Origin of the sequence: Streptomyces sp. NPDC050264, assembly GCF_040655895.1 — a bacterium.
Lineage (GTDB): Bacteria > Actinomycetota > Actinomycetes > Streptomycetales > Streptomycetaceae > Streptomyces.
The window spans coordinates 127,378-145,753 of the sequence record NZ_JBFAKV010000026.1; the positions used below are offsets into that span (position 1 = coordinate 127,378).

An 18,376-nucleotide genomic window follows, 5' to 3' on the forward strand; every position below is an offset into this window, starting at 1 on the left:
TGCGGGACAAGGGGCACGGCCTGGTCCGGCCGGCCTGATCAGGCCGGTGCCATCAGGAGCGGCCGGGCCCGCTCCCGCAACTCGACCACCTGCGGTTCGTCGCCGTACGGCTCCAGGCGGTGCAGCAGATCCTTCACGTACTCCGTGGTCCGCGCGGACGAGATCCGTCCCGCGACCTCCAGTGCGCGGGTTCCCTGCTCGCACGCGGCGTCCAGGTTCCCCGACTCCAGTTCGGCCACCGCCGACACCACGAGCCGTAAGCCGTGCGAGCGCTGGAACTCCTCGGTGGGCCGCGACAGCGCCTGCTCCGTGAACCTGCGCACCTGCCGCGGCGCCTTCAGGTCCCGGTAGCACTCGGCGGCGTCCGCGGCGAACCGGTCGTAGGAGTAGAAGCCGAGCCAGGAGGGATCGCTGTCGCCGTCCCGGGAGCGCTCCAGCCAGCCCTCGGCGGCCCGCAGCGCGGCACCCGCCGCCTGTGCGTCACCGGCGCGCGCGTGTGCGCGTGCCTCGACGAGCCGGAAGAAGCTCATGGTGCGCGCCGTCGCCAGCCCCCGGTTGCGCTCGACGGCGGCCTGCGCGAGGTCGACGCCTTCGTCCCCGAATCCGCGGTAGGTGGCCTGCAGCGACATGGAGGCGAGTACGTAACCGCCCAGCGGCACGTCCGCGGCGGCCCGCGCCAACCGCAGCGCCTGGATGTAGTACCGCTGCGCCGCCTCCTGCTGCCCCGTGTCGAACGCCATCCACCCGGCGAGACGCGTCAGTTCGGCCGAAGCGCCGAACAGGGAGCGGCCCACATCGTCCGAGTACGAGCCGAGCAGCAGGGGCGCCGCCTCGACCCGCAGGCACTCGGGCACCATCGACGAACGCCAGTCGCCGCCCCCGTACTTGGAGTCCCAGCGCCTCGCGTCCTCCGCGGCCTCCCGCAGTTTCAGTACGTCGCTGTGGCCGACCTTCTGGGGAGAGCCCTCCTCGGTGGTGTGCGCCTCCCGCGCGACCGAGGAATCGGCCGGGGTTATCAGCCACCGCGAGGCGGGCGTCGCGTACGCGCTCACCGCGAAAGATCCGGCCAGGGACTGCCAGATACCGCCACTGCCCGCCCGGCGCCCGGCGAGGTCGAGCCGGTACAGCTCCGTCGCGGACTTCACCGCCGCACGGACGTCGCGCGGGAAGGCGAGGCCCACCTCAGGCGCGGGATCGGCGTCGGCCAGCCCGATCTCGTGCAACGGCACGGGCCTGCCGAGCTTCTGCCCGATGGCGGCCGCGATGAGGTGCGGGGCGGCGCCCTGCGGCACCATGCCCTTGGACACCCATCGCGCCACCGATGTCTTGTCGTAGCGAAGCGTCAACCCGCGCTGCGCGCCCAGGTCGTTGACACGACGCGCCAGCCCCGCGTTACTGATTCCCGCGAGGGCGAGGACGGCGCCGAGCTTCTCGTTCGGTCCGCGTAGCTCCCTGGACATGCGCCACCCCTCGACACAGACGGCTGCCGCGCCGGCACTTCGCAGACCATGTCGGCCTGGCATAACCGCGCGGCATTCGTACACCCAGCGTAGTTCGCCGAATCCCAAGCGTTAAGTGGCGTAGTTCCGGATGGCGAGATTGTTGTCCGCCTGGAAGTACGGCGCAGGCCACGCCCTGTGACCGTGTGCTCCTGGTGTGGTGCCGTGCGCCCGTGCGTGCGCTCTTACTCGGGCAGGGGGGCGGCGCTTGCATGGAACCTGCGTGGGTCGGCCCGCTGTACTGGATCCAGTGGGCTGGGGGACACCGCCGCCTACATCCCCGCGGGCGGCGGACCGGTCCGGGAGGCGAACTGCGCCTCCCGGACTGTGCGTTGCGCGCTGTGGCCGAAGCGGGGTGTGCAGCTCCGGCCAACAGAAGCCGATTTGGCCGAATCCAGCCCCTGTCGTCCTACCTCGCCGTGGTGGTGCCACGGTTCAACTACGGCTCGAAAGGGGCGCATTAAGGGGAGCGTGCGACGAGTTCCGCTCCCCACTTGGCCCCTCTTCGGCGCCTCCTTCGTGGCAGCATGGGGAACCCTTGGTTGTCCACAGGTCGTGGAGGCGGCGATGCGGTGGTTGGTGGGATGGAGCAGTACCGCCGCCGGACCTGTTTCCCTCGAGTCCGCGGGCGCCATGGGAGCGGACGGCGAAACGGTACATCCGGTCGGCTCCCACCTCCTTTGGGGTGACCCCGATCCGCTCTGGGCGGTCGGCGACTGGCGCCCCGACGAAGTGCGCATCGTCAAGGTCGACGAGCGGACGCGGATCGCGGTCCTCGGCGTGTGCGGCGCCTCCGACGAACAACTGCGCGTCGGCCTCTTCGCCGCACGCGGCGGCGCCCTGCGCCACCTCACCAACTGGCCGGGCAGCTACACGGCCGTCGTCCAGGTGGGCCGCCGCCTCATGGTGACCGGCGACCTGGCCGGCGCCCGGCCCGTCTTCTACACCCCCTGGGCGGGCGGTACGGCCTACGCCACCGCGGCCCTGCCCCTCGCGGACCTCATCGAGGCCGGCCTCGACGTGGGCCATCTCGCCGCGCTGCTCGCCACCCCCGACGTCCCGGAGGCGCTGCACGACTCGACGCCGTACCAGGGCGTCCGCCGCATCCCGCCCGGCCACGCGCTGATCCTGCGGACCGGCGCCCGCGAGATCGCCGGATACGAGGCCGTGTCGTCCCTCGCTGTGGGCGCGGGCCCCGTCGACCCCGTAGGCGCCGTGGACGGCGTGCGGGACGCGCTCGTGGACGCCGTACGCACCCGGCTCGCCGCGCCCCGGCACATGCCCGGCACCGACCTGGACCCCGGCCCCGTGCCCGGCATGGGCCCCGCCGAGCGGCGTGCCGCCCGCGGCATGCCCGTGCCCGGCATCGGCGCGGACCTCTCGGGCGGCCCCGCCTCCGGCACCCTCGCCCTCCTCGCGGCGGGCCTGCCCGGCCTGCCCGGAACGGTCCTGGGCCACGGCACGGGGGCCGGCGAGCGCCTCCTCGCGGTGACCTTCAACGACATCTCCACCGCCACGACCACCCACGAAGCGGAGCTCGAACGGGCGGGAGCGATCGCGGCGAACCCGCGCCTGCACCACGTAGTGGTGGCCGCCGGCGAAGAGGCCCTGCCCTACGCCGACCTGGAAGGCCCCCTCACCGACGAGCCGAGCGCCACCCTCGTCTCGGCGGCCCGGCACCGCGTGCGCCTCACCTCCGGAAGCGCCGACCACTTCACCGGCTACGGAGCACGCCAGGTCCTCGACGCGCACCCCGCTCGCCTGACCGACCTCCTGATGGACCGCCGTCGCCGCCACATGGTGCGCCCGGTCGCGGCCCTCACGAAGGCGGACGGTTCGTTCACGGTGCCCGCGCGCGTGTACGGCGCGGCCCGCAAACTGGCCCGTACGTCCTACAAGGCGGGCCTGGACAACCTCGCGGACCGGCTCCTGCAGCGCAGCTTCGACGAGCCGGGCGGCGCCGTCGGAGCGTCCCTCGCCGCACTCACCTGGGCGAGACCGGGCCCGGCCGCGCGCTGGCTCACCGGCGAGGCCCTCCGAGAAGTATCGGTTCGTCTCCAACTCGGAACGACCCGCCCGGGGCCGGGCCCCGGCCAACGGCCCGGCGAATTCAGGGCCCGCGCGGCCCTCGCCCGCCACGCGGCCGACCTGCGCATCCTCGAACAGGCCGCGGAAATCCGCTTCCAGCGCCTGCACGCCCCGTTCCTCGACAACCAGGTGGTCCGCGCCTGCCGCGCGCTTCCCGAGACCCTGCGCGTCCAGCCCGGGGCCCGCGCGACGATCCTGCGTACGGTCCTGGAGGGCGCCGGCGTCGCCGACCTGCCGCCCGGCTGGGGGGCGACCTCCCACGCGTCCTCGGCGGCGGCCGCCCGCACCGGCCTGCGGGTGGCGGCGGACAACTTGATCGCCCTCTTCGATACGCCGCTGCTCGCGCAGACGGGCCTGGTCGAGGCCCGCGTGGTCCGCAAGGCGCTGCGCGAGGCCGCCGACGGTGAGCCCCTGCCCCTGGACGGCCTCGCCGACCTGGTCGCCCTGGAACTGTGGCTGCGCCGCCTGCTGTCGCGCCGCGGTACCTGCTGGACCGGCACGCCCGCCCGCGCCCGAGCGGTCCCCACGGGCAGCGTGGTCCCGGACCGGGCCCTAGGAGCGGGCCCGCTCCGCTAGTCTTCCGAGTCTGGAATTCTGTTCGGATATGAGGCGAGGCGTTCGAGGATTTCGTCCGCGGTCTTCGTCCAGACGTAGGGCTTGGGGTCGGTGTTCCAGGCGGCGATCCAGTTACGGATGTCCTTCTCCAGGGCCTGGACGGACCGGTGGACGCCTCGCCGTATCTGCTTGTTGGTCGGTTCGGCGAACCAACGCTCGACGAGGTTCAGCCAGGACGAGCCGGTCGGCGTGAAGTGCAGACGGAACCGGGGGCGGGCCAACAGCCACTTCTTGATCGCAGGGGTCTTGTGGGTGGCGTAGTTGTCGCCGATCAGGTGGATCCCCAGGTCGGCAGGCACTTCCCTGTCGAGCTTGACCAGGAACTTCTTGAACTCCTCCGTCCGATGCCTGCGGTGCAGGGAACCGATCACCTTGCCGGTGGCGACCTCGAGCGCGGCGAACAGCGTGGTGGTGCCGGCCCGGACGTAGTCATGGGTCGCCCGCTCGGGAACGCCCGGCATCATCGGCAGCACGGGCTGAGACCGGAGCCGAGCGAAGTTCACAACTCAGGTTGAAGCTTCCCAGGCAGCTCCGCGACAAGGTCGCGGACGTACGCCTCATCCGTACCGGGGATCGAGAAGACCACCCGGAAGTAGAGCGGCGCAACGATCCGATCCAGAACCTGCTCCAGGGACGGGGGCGCGTCGCCGCGCTCCCGCGCCGCGTCGAGGACAGGGCGGAATCGCTCGCTGACCCTGCGCAGGCATTCACGTAGTCCGTCGTGGCGCTCGTCGACGTCGGGCGCGACCTCGGCGCGGAAGAACGCGATGCCACCGGGCCGGGAGAGCTCCGTCAGTGTCCAGAGCGCCTGGTTCTCCAGGTCGGTGCGCAGGTCGCCGACGAGCGGGGGCGCGCCGGCGTCGCTGCGGTGCTTGGCGATGTCGGCCAAGAGCGCGGCGAGCGTACCCCAGCGCCGGTAGAGGGTGCTGGAGTTGACCCCCGCGCGCTGGGCCACGGCGGGGAGGGTCACCTGGTCGGCGCCGAACTCGCCCACCAGCGCGACCGCGGCGCTGTGTACGGCGGCACGGACGTGGGTGCTGCGGCCGCCGGGCCGTTTCGTCGATGCGTCAGCGTTCACCCCTCCACCTTAAAGCAAAGAGTTGCGCCTTAGTGGGCAGGGGGCTTACGGTCACACTAAAGCGGAGATCGCCGCTTTAGTGTTGTGAAGGGAATGCCATGTCCACCAACGAAGCCGCCCTCGCCCTCGGGCGCACCTTCCACCAGGCCCTTGTCTCGGGCGACTGGGACGGCATCCGGGTCCTGCTGCACGACGACGCCACCTGGACCCTGCCCGGTGACAACACCATCTCCGGCACAGCCGACGGCGCCGACGCGGTGGTGGAGCGCGCTCAGCTGATCGCCTCGTACGGCCTCGACTTCGAGTTGCTGCATCTCCTGGTCAGCAGGGAGAACATGGCGCTCTCCCTGCACAACACGGCGCACCGGGAGGACGCCGTGCTGGACGAATACCTGGCCACGGTATGCCGGCTCCGCGACGGAAAAATCGCGAGTATCGAGACCTATCTCTCCGACGTGCCCGGGATGAACGCCTTCTTCGTCTGACGACTCCCGGCTCGGGTCCTGATCTTCGACCGGCTCCCCGCTCCATCGCGACCATGCCTCCGCTCTCTTGGCGTCCGCCCTGAGGCGGGCGGGATCGGCGGCGGATACCACGGAGACGGGGCGGGCAAGCCGGTCTGAGGTTAAAACTCAAGCTAGGTTCCGCCGCCCTTTGCGCGGCCCGGCCTCCGTGACGCATCCGGCGCCGGGGTCCTGCAACGGGGTTCGCGCGCGGGCCTGTTTGCACGGTGCCCCGGCGCTGGGGGTACCGCCTTGCCCACCCTGCCGCCCAAGGCGGCAGATTGCCCAAGTCGGGGCGGGGGAGACGGGCAGGGGGCGACAGCCGACGGCGGTGCGCTGGACCGGGACACGCCACCCCACCGGCGTTCAGTCGCGTCACTACGGGAGGGGACGTGGCGGGGCGCCCCCACAGGACACCGCAGGAACTCCGCGGCGGACGACCCGCCTACGGCGTACAAGAAGCGACGAGACCGATCCGGCCGAGGAGGTACCCCGCCACGGCCCCGCCCCACCCATCCACGTACGCACGGCACGCGGCGCACGGCACACGGCACGCGACACTCGGCCCAGGCGAGAAACTCACCCCCCACCACCCACCGAACCAGCGACAATGCCCAGGTGCAGTACACAATCCTCGGCACCACACAGGCCCACGACGACAAGGGCACCCATGTGCCCGTAGGCGGCCCCCGCCTCCGCGCCCTGCTCACGTCCCTGGCCCTGCACACCCCGCACACGGCCCCCATCGACGCCCTCATCGACGACGTCTGGGCGGATGCCCCGCCCGTAGACGCCCAGGCGGCCCTCCAGGCCCTGGTGGGCCGCCTGCGCCGAGCACTCGGCAAGGATGCGATCACCTCGGAGGCGGGCGGCTACCGCCTCGCCGCGACCCGCGCCGACATCGACCTGTACGTCTTCGAAAGCATGGTCCGCGAGGGCACCACGGCCCTGGCCGCCGACGACCCGGCGACAGCGGCCCGCATCCTGCGCGAGGCCCTGGCCCTGTGGCGCGGCCCCGCCCTGGCCGACCTGCCCGACCACACGGCGGCCACGCGCCCCGAGGCCCAGCGCCTGGAGGCGACCCGCGCGCGCGTGAGCGCCGACCTGGACTTGGGCCGCGCCCCCGAACTCGTACCGGAACTGAGGGAACTCACCACGGCGCACCCGTACGACGAGCCCCTGCACGCCCTGTTGATCCGGGCTCTGCGGGCGGCGGGCCGGGGCGCGGACGCGCTGGCGGCGTACGAGAGGACGCGCCGCGTCCTGGCGGAGGCGCTGGGCGCGGACCCGGGCCCGGAACTGACGGGACTGCACGCGGAGTTGCTGTCGGAACAACCCCCCGCACACCCCGCACCACCCACACCGCCCGCACCACCCACAAAGCCCCCCGCTCCCACCCGCCCGGGCAACATCCGCCCCCGCCTGAACTCCTTCGTGGGCCGGGAACCCGAACTGACCGCCATCCGTTCGGACATACGAGAAGCCCGACTGGTCACACTCACCGGCCCGGGCGGCACCGGCAAGACCCGCCTGGCAGAGGAGTCCGCCGCCCCGACCCCGCACGCCTGGCTGGTGGAGCTGGCCCCGCTGGACGACCCCCGCGCGGTCCCGGGCGCGGTGGTCAACGCACTGGGCCTGCGCGAGACGATCCTGATGACGAACGAGTTGTCGGTCCCGCTCGACGACCAGACCGCGCTGCTCCTGGAGTACTGCGCCCACCGCAGCCTGCTCCTGGTCCTGGACAACTGCGAGCACGTGATCGACGCGGCGGCGGAGCTGGCGGAGACCCTGCTCACCCACTGCCCGGACCTCACGATCCTCGCCACGAGCCGCGAACCACTGGGCGTCCCGGGCGAATCGGTGCGCCCGATCGAGCCGCTGCCCCCGGACCCGGCGCACCGCCTGTTCACGGAGCGCGCGCAGGCGGTGAGCCCCGGCTTCGACCCGGGCCGCGACCCGGCGGCCGTCGCCGAGATCTGCCGCCGGCTCGACGGGCTGCCGCTCGCGATCGAGCTGGCGGCGGCGCGTCTCAGACTGCTCACGCCCCGCCAGATCGCGGACCGCCTGGACGACCGCTTCCGCCTGCTGACCGGCGGAAGCCGTACGGTTCTGCCGCGCCAGAAGACGTTGCGCGCGGTCGTCGACTGGTCCTGGGACCTGCTCGACGACCGGGAGCGCGCGGCGCTGCGCGAGCTGTCGGTGTTCGCCGGCGGCTGGGATCTGGAGGCGGCCGAGGCGGTGTGCGCGGGCGACGCGGGCACGGTCGCGGACATCATCGGCTCCCTCGTGGACAAGTCGCTGCTGATCGCCACGCCTCACCAGGGCCCGCACCCCGAGGGCACCGGCATGCGGTACCGGATGCTGGAGACGATCCACGAGTACGCCACGGAGCGCGCCGAGGAGACCCCCGGCCTGCTTCTGGATGCCCAGCGCCGGCACATCGCGTATGTACGGGCGCTGGTCGCGCAGGCCGATCCGAAGCTGCGGTCGGCCGAGCAACTCCCGTGGATCCAGCGCCTGGAGACGGAGATGGACAACATCCGGGCGGCGCTGGCGCGCACCACGAGCGGGCCCGGCCCGGGCGACGAGGAGAGTGCGATCGCCCTGGCGCTGCACATGGGCTGGTTCTGGTGGCTGCGCAACTACCGCCCGGAGGGCCTGGCCTGGATCGAGGCCATCGAGCGGATGATGCCGGACCGTCTGGTCGAAGGCGATCCGGCGGAACCGCTGTACTGGCCGCGGATGAACCTGCGGCTGCTGTCCCTCTTCATGATCGCCGAAGCCCGGCCCCAGGATGCCGTCGGCAGTGAGGAGGACCGGGCGCACGTGGAGCGCGTGCGGTCGGCGTTCGAGCCGCCCAGCCCGCAGGGCGCCCGCTTCCCCGGGCTCATCTGGCCGTTCTCGCTGTTCCTCGTCAAGAGCGCCCGATGGAAGGACGTGCGGCCCGCCCTGGAAGCGGCTGTCGCCAACTGCCGTCGCTACGGCGGCGACTGGGAGGTCGGCGTCACCCTGATGTTCCGTACGCACGCGGCCGTCGACATGCCGGGCAACATGGACGGCGTGGACGCCGACCTGGTGGAGTTGCGGGACATCAGCCGCCGGGTGGGCGACCGCTGGATGCGCGCCCAGGTGTGCAGCGCGGCGGGGGAGGCCGCCATGGGGCGCGGCCGCCTGGCCGAGGCGAAGGAGGAGTTCGAGGAGGCGCTGGGTCTCGCCTACGAAGTGGGGGCGTACGCGGAGACGCCGTTCCTGATGGCCCGTCTCGCCGAGATCGCCTATCGCGAGGGTGATCGCGCGACCGCGGACAAGGCCCTCGACGTGGCGAGCGAGGAGGCGGAGCAGCACGGGACCGTCGACACGACGGCTTTCGTCGCGCTGCTGCGGGCGCATCTCGCGCTGGCCGACGGTGAGGTGGTCCGCGCGCGTGAGCTGTGCGACCGCGCCGGTTCGGTGGCTCTGGGAGGCACACCACCGCCACAGTTCGTCGCGGCGCTCGGCATGGCCGACGCACGCATCGTGGCCGCAGAGTCCGGCCCGGCGGCCGGCCTGGCGCGCCTCGTCGGCGTGCTGCGCGACGCGGTGATGGAGCGCTGCGCCGAGTCGGTCACCGCGGGCCTGATCGACATCGGGGCGGAACTGCTGGCCCGCGGCGGCGATCTGACGCGCTCGGTGCGCCTGTTCGCGGCAGCCGACCGGCTGCGCGACGGCCGGCTCCGGCCGATGCCGGAGCTGGCCGAGTACGCGGAGGTGGAGTCCCGCGCGCGGGCCGAGCTGGGCGACGCCCGCTACGAGGCCGAGACGGCCGCGGGCGTGGCCCTCACCCAGCAGGCGATCCTGGCCGAACTGATCACCGGCGCCGAGGCGGCCTGACGCGGCCCGCTGTCAGCCGCACGTGAAGCGGGACTCGGCCCAGTCGGCGAGCGCCACCGTGCCGAACGGGGTGTGCGGTTCGACCACGAGCCGGATCGTCTTGTGCCCGGCCAGACCGACGTGCACCGGCACGGCCGGGTCGTTGCCCCGGACGACCCGGGAGCTCCAGGCCCGCGCGCCGTCGACGTAGACGGAGAACCGGACGGCTCCGAGCCCGAGCGTCATGTCGTCGACGCCGGCGAACGCGTCGTACGCGGTGCATGTGCGGTTCAGGTCGATGGTGACGGAGGACGCGGAGTGCACCGAGACCCCGTTCGCGTACTGCTTGCCGCCGATCGACATGCCGTACCGCTGCCACACCCAGCTGCTCTCGCCGAGCCGCATCTCGGGCTCGGCGCCGTCACCGAGGGCCCCGTACGCCAGCCGGTTCCACTGGTAGACAGCCGGGGCGGGCGGCGGAGTCGGCTTCGGGGGTGTCGGTTTCGGCGTCGGCTTCACCGGCGACGGTTCGGGCGGCGCGGGCTTCGGGGCCGGCTTCGCGGGCGCCTTCGGCGTGGGGGCGGGCTTCGGCTTCGAAGGTGTCGGCGTGGGCTTGGGCTTGGGCGTGGGCTTCGGCGCCGGGGGTTCGGGCGTGGGCGTCGGCGGCTCGGGGGAGGGCTTCGGCGGCGGGACCGGCTGCGACACCGGCGGCTTCGCCGCCTTCGCCTCGGGCTCCTGCTTCGGGTCGCCGGCGAGCGCGATGGCCACCGCCACGGCGACCCCGGCCGCCACCACACCGGCCGCGATACCGGCCTTGGCGGGCGCCCCGAGCCCCTCGGACGCGGCCCCGCCGGCCGCGCCGGACGAACTCCCGCCCGCCGCGGCGGCCGCACCGGCCCCGGCGCCCGCCGCACTCGCGGCGCCGCCGCCGATGAGCGCGGCCACCTTCGCGTACCCGGCGGCGCCGAACCAGCCGATGACGGCGATCGGCACGACCCCCGGGATGCCGCTGGCGACTTCCTTGATCTGGCCCGCGGCCAGCCGGCACTTGGCGCACTCCTCCATGTGCTTGCGCAAGCCCCGCTCGGCGCGCGTACGGAGACTGCCGCGCGCGTACGCGCCGAGCCGGTCCGCGTAGCGGGAGCACTCCTCGGACTCGGTGAGCGTCGTGGAGACGTGGGCCTGGAGGTAGGCCTCCTTCAGCCCTTCGCGGGCCCGCTTGGCGAGCACCCGGGTGCCGTTGGCGTCGAGGCCGAAGAGGGTGGCCACGTCGCTGGGCGACTCGTCCTCGACCTCGGTGTGCCAGAGCACGGCCTGCCAGCGCTCGGGAAGGGAGCGGAAGGCCTGCATGGCCATCGACTGCTCGGCCACGTGCATGGCGCGGACGTCGGCGCCGAGGTCGAGGGTGTCGTCGTCCGAGACCTCGTTCGAACGGGCGGCCTGCGTGGCGAACACGGCGAAGTCATCGACCAGGTGTTCTCTTTTTGCCGTCTTCGTCCAGGTGGCGGCGACGCGGCGCACCGTGGTCAACAGGTAGGCGCGCACCGCGTGCTCGGGCCCCTTGCCGCCGCGGACGGCGCCCAGCATGCGGGCGAACACCTCGGCCGTCAGGTCGTCCGCGGTGTGCGCGTCGCGGCAGCAGGTGCGGGCGTAGCGGCGGACGGCGGCGGCGTGCCGGCGGTACAGCTCCTCGTACGCGCTGTCGTCGCCCGCACGCATCCGGTCGATCAAATCGGCGTCGGACGAAGGGAGTTCGGACGCTCCCGGCCCAGTACCCGACGCGCCCGGGGCAGCCGTGCCACCGTTCTCCCGCTGAGCCGGTACGGACGCGTCGGCGTCGTGCGCCGTGCTCCGCGGCTCGCCGGAAGTCCTTCCGGGCCCGCCCTGGCTCGGCACCTGCTGAGAGGGGAGGCTCTCGTCGCTCGTCCCCCCACCGTCGGGCCGCTGCTCATCCCGCCCGTCAACGCTCATAGCGGAAAGCCCCCGACCGCACACTCTGACCCGAACACCGGGAAAGAGTGTCACACCGGAGCCCCACGGGACCGGTCCATGCACAGCAACCACTCATCCGTGGAGATTCGCCGTACCTGAGCACTACCGTTCACTCATCCGGGCGCTCATCCGGGAAGTCACCCGGGGGAGGCGCAACCGCCACGCCCTGTACGGCAGTTGACCGCGAACGGCGCATTTCTGCCGCCCGCGGTCAAGGCATCCGCACATCCACTAGGGCCGTGAGCGCAGCCCTTCCAGAAGGATGTCGAGCAGCCGGGCCGACGCCGCCGCCTGCTGCGCCGCGTCCGGCAGCGAGGGCGCCGCCGTCGCGATGACCAGCAGAACGTCCGAAACCGTCACATCGCCGCGCAGCTCACCGGCAGCACGCGCCCGGTCCACGAGCCGCCCCACGACCTCGAGCAGCGTCGCCGCGCCCGCGTCGTCAGCGATCACGCTCTCGTCGAGCGCGGTCGGCCGCTGCTCCACGAGCCGCAGCTCGGGCGCCCCGGTGCGCTGCTCCGGGACACGCCTCTCGTCCCGGACACCGTCGGACCGCTCCTCGGCCACGCCCACCCGCAGCACCTGCGGGGGAAGCAGCCGTCCGGCGCCCGAGGCCACCGAGGTCCGCAGGAAGCGCGACAGCGCCGACCACGGCTCGTCCTCCTGGCCGAGCGCCGTGCGTGCCTGGTCGGTCAGCCGGGACGTCTCTTCCTCGGCTATCCGTCGCACCAGTACGTCCTTGCTGGGGAAACGCCGGTAGACCGTGCCCACACCGACGCGGGCGCGCCGCGCCACGTCCTCCATGGGCGCCCCGTACCCCAGCTCGCCGAAAACCTCCCGGGCCGCGCGCAGCACATGCTCAAGATTGCGCTGGGCGTCCACCCGCAGCGGCGTCGAGCGCGAACTGTCGCCCGCACCCCGCCCGTTGGCCCCTCCCGAGACGCCCGTGGGCGCGACGGCAGGCGCTGAGGTCCATTGACTTTCCTGAATGTGCATATGTGTTCCCCCGGTAATGACGTCTCCCCCCGGAGACACTCCCCGTCATTGTCAGCCGGAGCGTGAGGAACAGACAGCGATTTCCGGACCCGCCCGGCGGGCCCGACAGTGCATCCCCCGACACCCCGACAGCACACGAACATAGTTGAGCTGGAGTCAATTCAGAAGGGGCAGGTTCCGCACAGTGCGCCCCCCGAACGGAGTACGCGCCGATTCCGCCCCGATTGCCCCCTTGCCGCCCGCCCCCTCCCTCCCCGCTGACCTGCGCACCTGTCCCGCACACCGGTCAAGAGCCCCTCCGTCACGAGGGCCTTGGCCGCGTCACACAAATTGCCGGGGCTGTGGACAAACGCGTGGGGCCGATGCGTCATGGGAGGGTGAGGGAACCTGCGCGCATTCTTGTTGTCGGCGGCGGCTACGTCGGGATGTACACCGCCCTGCGCCTACAGAAGAAGCTCAAACCGGAGCTCAGAAGCGGCGCCGTGGAGATCGTCGTCGTCACCCCCGACCCGTACATGACGTACCAGCCGTTCCTGCCCGAGGCAGCCGCCGGTTCCATCTCCCCGCGCCACGTCGTCGTCTCGCTGCGCAGCGTCCTGGAGCACTGCCACGTGATCGTCGGCGAGGTCCTCGCCGTCGACCACGCCAAGCGCACGGCCACGTACGCCACGCTCGCCAGCAAGGACGAGGGCGCCGGCCCGGCCCCGCTCCCGTACGACGAACTGGTCCTGGCACCGGGATCGGTCTCCCGTACGCTCCCGGTCCCCGGCCTCGCCGAGTTCGGCATCGGGTTCAAGACCGTCGAAGAGGCCGTCGGCCTGCGCAACCACGTCATCGAGCAGCTGGACATCGCCTCCTCCACGCGCGACCCGGCGATCCGCGACGCGGCCCTCACCTTCGTCTTCGTCGGCGGCGGCTACGCGGGCGTCGAGGCGCTCGGCGAGCTGGAGGACATGGCCCGGTACGCGGCGAAGTACTACCACAACGTCACACCGGATGACCTGAAGTGGATCCTCGTGGAAGCGAGCGACCGGATCCTGCCGGAAGTCGGCCCGGAAATGGGCCAGTACACGATCCGCGAACTGCGCGGCCGCAACATCGACGTACGCCTGGAAACCCGTCTCGAATCCTGCGAGAACCGGACCGCGGTGCTCAGCGACGGCTCCCGCTTTCCCACGCGTACGGTCGTGTGGACGGCCGGCGTCAAACCGAGTCCGCTGCTCGCCGCCACCGACCTGCCGCTGACCGCACGCGGCCGTCTCAAGTGCACCGCCGCCCTCGGAGTCGACGGCGCCCCGCACGCCTGGGGCGCGGGCGACGCGGCCGCCGTCCCCGACGTCACCGCCGACGAGCCCGGCACGGAGTGCGCGCCCAACGCGCAGCACGCGGTGCGCCAGGCCAGGACGCTCGCCGACAACATCACGGCGTCCCTGCGCGGCCGGCCCCTCACCGACTACGAGCACGCGTACGTGGGCTCCGTGGCCTCCTTGGGCCTCCACAAAGGCGTCGCACACGTCTACGGACGCAAGCTGAAGGGCTACCCTGCCTGGTTCATGCACCGCGTCTACCACCTCAGCCGGGTGCCCACCGTCAACCGGAAGGCCCGCGTCCTGACCGAATGGACACTCTCCGGCCTGTTCAAGCGGGAGATCGTCTCACTGGGCTCGCTGGAGCGGCCGCGCGCCGAGTTCGAACTCGCGGCCGGCGCCGTTCCTCCCGAGGACCCTCCTCCGCCGTCCGGCAGCCCGAAAGAGTCGCCCTGACCGTCCCGCCGACGCCCCTGCGACGACCCGACGACCGAACTCCCGACCGCTGGCCGACCGGAGAGCGAAACTCCCGCTCACGGACCGGCGTCTGACGTTTGTCAGTACGGTCGGCCAGACTGGTCCACGACCCTGGGCGGGCACCATCGCCCGCCCTCGACCCCACGAGGCTTGTCCCACAGTGAACTTCACGCGCTGGAGCGCCCGGCTCCCCGGAACACAGCGCCGCGCCGCAGCGCGGGCCGACCACGGCCAACCCCAGCTAGGCGAGAGCGCCGTACCCGCGGCCCGCGCCGAGCAGCTGCCCGACGACGAACCCGAGACGGGTGTCGGCGGTGGCGGCGATGGTGGTGACGTGGACGAACTGCCCCTCCGCGCCGTCCTCGACCGCATCCCCGCCCTGGTCGCCCTGGTGCACGGACCCGAGCACCGCGTGGCGTACGTCAACGACGCGTACGTCGCCGCCTTCGGTGACCGCCCCACCGGCGAACCGGCCCGCCATGCCCTGCCCGAACTCGACGAGCTGAGCCTGCTCCCCCTCCTCGACCAGGTGCTGCGCAGCGCGAAGCCCCGCACGGTCAAGTCCCGCAAGGGCGCGGGCGGCCGCTCGTACACGGTCACCTGCACCCCGCTGGAGACCGCCGAAGGCCCCGGCGTACTGGTCTTCGCGGCCGACGTCACCGACCACGCGGACGCGGCGGAGCGGCTGCGCACGAGCATGCGCGAGCAGCGCGAGACCGCCGTGACCCTCCAAAGATCCCTCCTGCCACAGGAGTTGGAGGAGCCCGACGACCTGCGTATCGCGGCCACCTACCAGCCCGGCGGCACCGAGGCCGCGGTCGGCGGCGACTGGTACGACGTCATCACCCTCGGCGGCGGCCGCACGGCCCTGGTCATCGGCGACGTGATGGGCCGGGGTGTGCGCGCCGCCGCCGTGATGGGCCAGCTCCGCACGGCCGTACGCGCCTACGCCCGCCTCGACCTGCCGCCGCACGAGGTGCTGCAACTGCTCGACGGGCTGGCCATCGAGATCGACCCGCAGCAGATCGCCACCTGCGTCTACGCGGTCCACGACCCGAACGAGGGCCGCCTCGTCTACGCGTCGGCCGGCCACCTCCCCATCCTCGTACGCGACGAGAACGGCACGATCCACCGTGCCGAGGAACCCACCGGCCCGCCGCTCGGCACCGGCGGCTGGCTGCACACCTCGGGCTCCGTGCCGCTGGGCCCCGGTTCGACGGCGGTCATGTACACCGACGGCCTGGTGGAGCGCAGGGACGAGGACATCGACGAGGGAGTGGCGGCGCTCGAACACGCGCTGTCGGGCGCGACCGGCACGCCCCAGGTGGTCTGCGACCGCCTGATCCGGGCGGCGGGCGTCACGGCCGACCACGATGACGACGTGGCGGTCCTGGTCCTCCAGCACCCGGCGCGCAAGGGCCCCGACGGCGAGCGCTTCCGCAACGCCGCCCTGGAGCTGCTCGGCGGCGTCGAGGCGGCCCCGCGCGCCCGCGCCTTCGCCTCCGGGGTCCTGACCAGCTGGCGCTTCGCACCCGAACTGCACGACCTGGGCGTCCTGGCGGCGAGCGAACTCGTCGCCAACTCCCTGCAGCACGGCACCCCCCCGATGCGTCTGCGTCTGCGCCGCACCGACCGCCGTCTGATCATCGAGGTGACCGACGGCGACGACCACCTCCCGCGCCGCCGCCGCGCGGAGCCCGGCGACGAGACGGGCCGCGGCATCGCCATCGTCGCCACCATCGCCTCGAACTGGGGCTCGCGGCGCACGCCGGGCGGCGGCAAGGCGGTGTGGTGCGAGTTCGTACTGCCGCGCGGGACGGGGTGAGCCCGCGGCCCGAGGGCGAGCGCTGCCTCGCGCTCACGCCTCCGCTGTGGCGGGCTCCCGCGAGCTCTGCATCACCACACGGCTTCCGGCCAGCGACGGCTGGTTCTGCACCGGGGTGAGCCGCTTCCCGAGCCGCAGCGCGAGGAACGTGATGCCCAGCGAGAACAGCAGGAACGTCACGATGTACGGCCCGTGCAGCGCGGCCCCCATCGGACCGCCCACGGCAGGCCCGACCGCGAGCGCGAGCTGCTTCACCAGCGCGAACGCCGAGTTGTACGAGCCGACCATGCCGGCCGGCGCGAGATCGGCGACCAGCGGCGCCACGGTCGGCGACAGCATCGCCTCACCGAGCCCGAAGAGCGCGTACGTGGAGATGAACGCGGCGGTGGCCATGGCCTGGCTGCCGTGCCCGAGGCCCGCGTATCCGGCGGCCATCCAGGCGACGGCCCAGATGAGCCCCACAGCGGCGATGACCCGCGACCGCTTGCGCCGCTCGACGAACTTCAGCACGGCGAACTGCGCGACCACGATCATCGCGGTGTTCGCGGCCAGCGCGATCCCGAGCGTCGACGCCGAGATACCGGCGGCCTCGACCCCGTACGCGCTCAGCCCCGACTCGAACTGCCCGTAGCAGGCGAAGAACAGCACGAACCCGAGCCCGCACAACTGCACCATCGCCCGGTGCCCCAGGAGCGCCCGCAGGCCGCCCGTGGACTCGCCCGTCGGTATCGCCTCGCCGAACGACGGGGTGTGCGGCATCCGCACACTCAGCACGACGGCGGCGAGAACCAGGAACATCACGGCCTCGATGCCGAAGAGCAGCAGGAAGCTGTCGGGCCGGCTCTCGTCCACGATCTGGCCGCCGATGAGGCCGCCTATGCCGAGCCCCAGGTTCTGCAGGAAGAACTGCATGGCGAAGGAGCGCGTGCGCGTCTCGGGTGAAGAGCACCACACGATCATCGTGGCGAGGGCCGGCTGCAGCACCGCGGTCCCGGCACCGAGTACGGCGGCCGCACCGATGGCGGCCGGCTCACTGGTCGCGAGCCCCAGGCCGACCGCTCCCACGGACGCCACGACCGACGCCGCCAGCAGGACGGGCAGCGGGCCGCGCCGGTCGATGGCGCGGCCGGTGAAAGGCAGGACGATCAGGGCGGCCATGGCGAACGCGGCCAGCACGATGCCGGCCGCACCGGCACCAAGATCCCGAACCTCGGCCACATACACATAGAGGAACGGAACCGTGAAGCCGACACCGAACGCGCTCAGCGCGCTCCCCACCTGAACCCGGCGCATCGCAGCGCCGCCCATCGCCCTGGTCACTTTCACCTGCCCTTTCGCGGTCAAGACTTCGAAGCTAAAGTTAGAAACTAAACAATACACAGAGAAGGACTTCAACGCCAACCACTCGCGTGCCATACTGCGCGGCATGGCCGACACCACGGGCGGGCCGCCAGCCGAGCCGACCCTCGACGAGCAGATCGCCGCGTATCAGCGCGAGTTCCAGGACCTCGACCCCCAGGTCGAACAGATCGTCTCGGCGCTCGGCAGACTCAACCGCCGTATGAACGTGGCGTACGGACGCCAGACCTCGGAGATCGGCATCAGCAACGCCGACTGGGAGGTCCTCAAGGCCCTGGTCCTCTCCGGCTCCCCCTATCGGATGGGCCCCGGCGACCTCGCGAAGCGCCTGGGCCTGACGCCCGCCGCCATGACCCACCGCATCGACCGCATGGTCCAGGAGGGGCTGGTCACCCGGGACCGCGACGAGAAGAACCGCGTCCGGGTGATCGTGGAGCTGACCCCGCAGGGCCGTGAGAAGTGGCTGTCGGCGATGCGCCTCGCGTCCGTCTTCGAGGAGGAGCTCCTCCAGGACCTGACGTCCGTCGAGCGCGGCCTCCTGGGCGAGGTGCTCACCCGTCTCCTGCGCAGGGTCGAGGACGCCCAGCCGGACGCCGGCGGCCGCCTCACCGACCTCGACTAGGGCTTCGCAGGGCGGGGGTTGACACTGCCCCGCCCGATCCGTAAGGTTCTTCGGGTTGCCACAGAGCCGTAACGGTTCTTCGGCAGCACCTCCCGCCGCTCAAGCGGCACTCAAACACCAGCACGATCTCCCAGACCGGGATTGTTTTCGGCGTGCCCGAATTCAA

11 protein-coding genes and 1 pseudogene are annotated in these 18,376 nt (G+C 72.3%); 6 read left to right on the forward strand and 6 right to left on the reverse strand.

Annotation, left to right across the window (positions count from 1 at the left end; genetic code table 11):
* Positions 1–38: 38 nt before the first annotated feature.
* Entirely contained in the window at positions 39–1,460 is a 1,422-nt protein-coding gene (locus AB0J02_RS35400) for an MFS transporter (protein ID WP_363197936.1), read from the reverse strand.
* A gap of 606 nt (positions 1,461–2,066) precedes the next feature.
* Here AB0J02_RS35400 and AB0J02_RS35405 point away from each other — a divergent pair.
* Positions 2,067–4,163, forward strand: coding sequence for an asparagine synthase-related protein (locus AB0J02_RS35405; protein ID WP_363197937.1), 2,097 nt, complete (start codon positions 2,067–2,069; stop codon positions 4,161–4,163).
* On the opposite strand, the pseudogene AB0J02_RS35410 reads toward AB0J02_RS35405, so the two are convergent.
* Positions 4,160–4,687: pseudogene (locus AB0J02_RS35410) on the reverse strand (IS630 family transposase); the annotation flags it as partial. The gene AB0J02_RS35405 and the pseudogene AB0J02_RS35410 overlap by 4 nt on opposite strands.
* A 14-nt stretch (positions 4,688–4,701) precedes the next feature.
* On the reverse strand, positions 4,702–5,280 hold the full coding sequence (locus AB0J02_RS35415; RefSeq protein ID WP_363197938.1) for a TetR/AcrR family transcriptional regulator: 579 nt from the start codon (positions 5,278–5,280) through the stop codon (positions 4,702–4,704).
* Positions 5,281–5,378: 98 nt separating this feature from the next.
* On the opposite strand from AB0J02_RS35415, the gene AB0J02_RS35420 reads away from it, so the two are divergent.
* Entirely contained in the window at positions 5,379–5,765 is a 387-nt protein-coding gene (locus AB0J02_RS35420; protein ID WP_363197939.1) for a nuclear transport factor 2 family protein, read from the forward strand.
* Positions 5,766–6,401: 636 nt separating this feature from the next.
* Positions 6,402–9,653 (forward strand): BTAD domain-containing putative transcriptional regulator, encoded by a 3,252-nt coding sequence (locus AB0J02_RS35425; RefSeq protein ID WP_363197940.1) that lies wholly within the window; start codon positions 6,402–6,404, stop codon positions 9,651–9,653.
* Positions 9,654–9,665: 12 nt separating this feature from the next.
* Here the strand turns inward: AB0J02_RS35425 and AB0J02_RS35430 are convergent, their stop codons facing one another.
* Both AB0J02_RS35430 and AB0J02_RS35435 read right to left on the reverse strand, forming a co-directional pair.
* Positions 9,666–11,603 (reverse strand): sigma-70 family RNA polymerase sigma factor, encoded by a 1,938-nt coding sequence (locus tag AB0J02_RS35430; protein WP_363197941.1) that lies wholly within the window; start codon positions 11,601–11,603, stop codon positions 9,666–9,668.
* Positions 11,604–11,855: 252 nt separating this feature from the next.
* Positions 11,856–12,620, reverse strand: coding sequence for a helix-turn-helix domain-containing protein (locus AB0J02_RS35435; protein WP_363197942.1), 765 nt, complete (start codon positions 12,618–12,620; stop codon positions 11,856–11,858).
* A gap of 362 nt (positions 12,621–12,982) precedes the next feature.
* Here AB0J02_RS35435 and AB0J02_RS35440 point away from each other — a divergent pair, with 362 nt between their 5' ends.
* Both AB0J02_RS35440 and AB0J02_RS35445 read left to right on the forward strand, forming a co-directional pair.
* Positions 12,983–14,383 (forward strand): NAD(P)/FAD-dependent oxidoreductase, encoded by a 1,401-nt coding sequence (locus AB0J02_RS35440; protein ID WP_363197943.1) that lies wholly within the window; start codon positions 12,983–12,985, stop codon positions 14,381–14,383.
* A 181-nt stretch (positions 14,384–14,564) separates the two neighbouring features.
* On the forward strand, positions 14,565–16,229 hold the full coding sequence (locus tag AB0J02_RS35445) for a SpoIIE family protein phosphatase (protein ID WP_363197944.1): 1,665 nt from the start codon (positions 14,565–14,567) through the stop codon (positions 16,227–16,229).
* 33 nt (positions 16,230–16,262) lie between these two features.
* Here AB0J02_RS35445 and AB0J02_RS35450 read toward each other — a convergent pair whose 3' ends face one another.
* On the reverse strand, positions 16,263–17,537 hold the full coding sequence (locus AB0J02_RS35450; RefSeq protein ID WP_363197960.1) for an MFS transporter: 1,275 nt from the start codon (positions 17,535–17,537) through the stop codon (positions 16,263–16,265).
* Between the two features lie 118 nt (positions 17,538–17,655).
* Here AB0J02_RS35450 and AB0J02_RS35455 point away from each other — a divergent pair, with 118 nt between their 5' ends.
* Positions 17,656–18,210: a MarR family transcriptional regulator gene (locus AB0J02_RS35455; protein ID WP_363197945.1), complete on the forward strand. Its 555-nt coding sequence runs from the start codon at positions 17,656–17,658 to the stop codon at positions 18,208–18,210.
* Positions 18,211–18,376 lie beyond the last annotated feature (166 nt).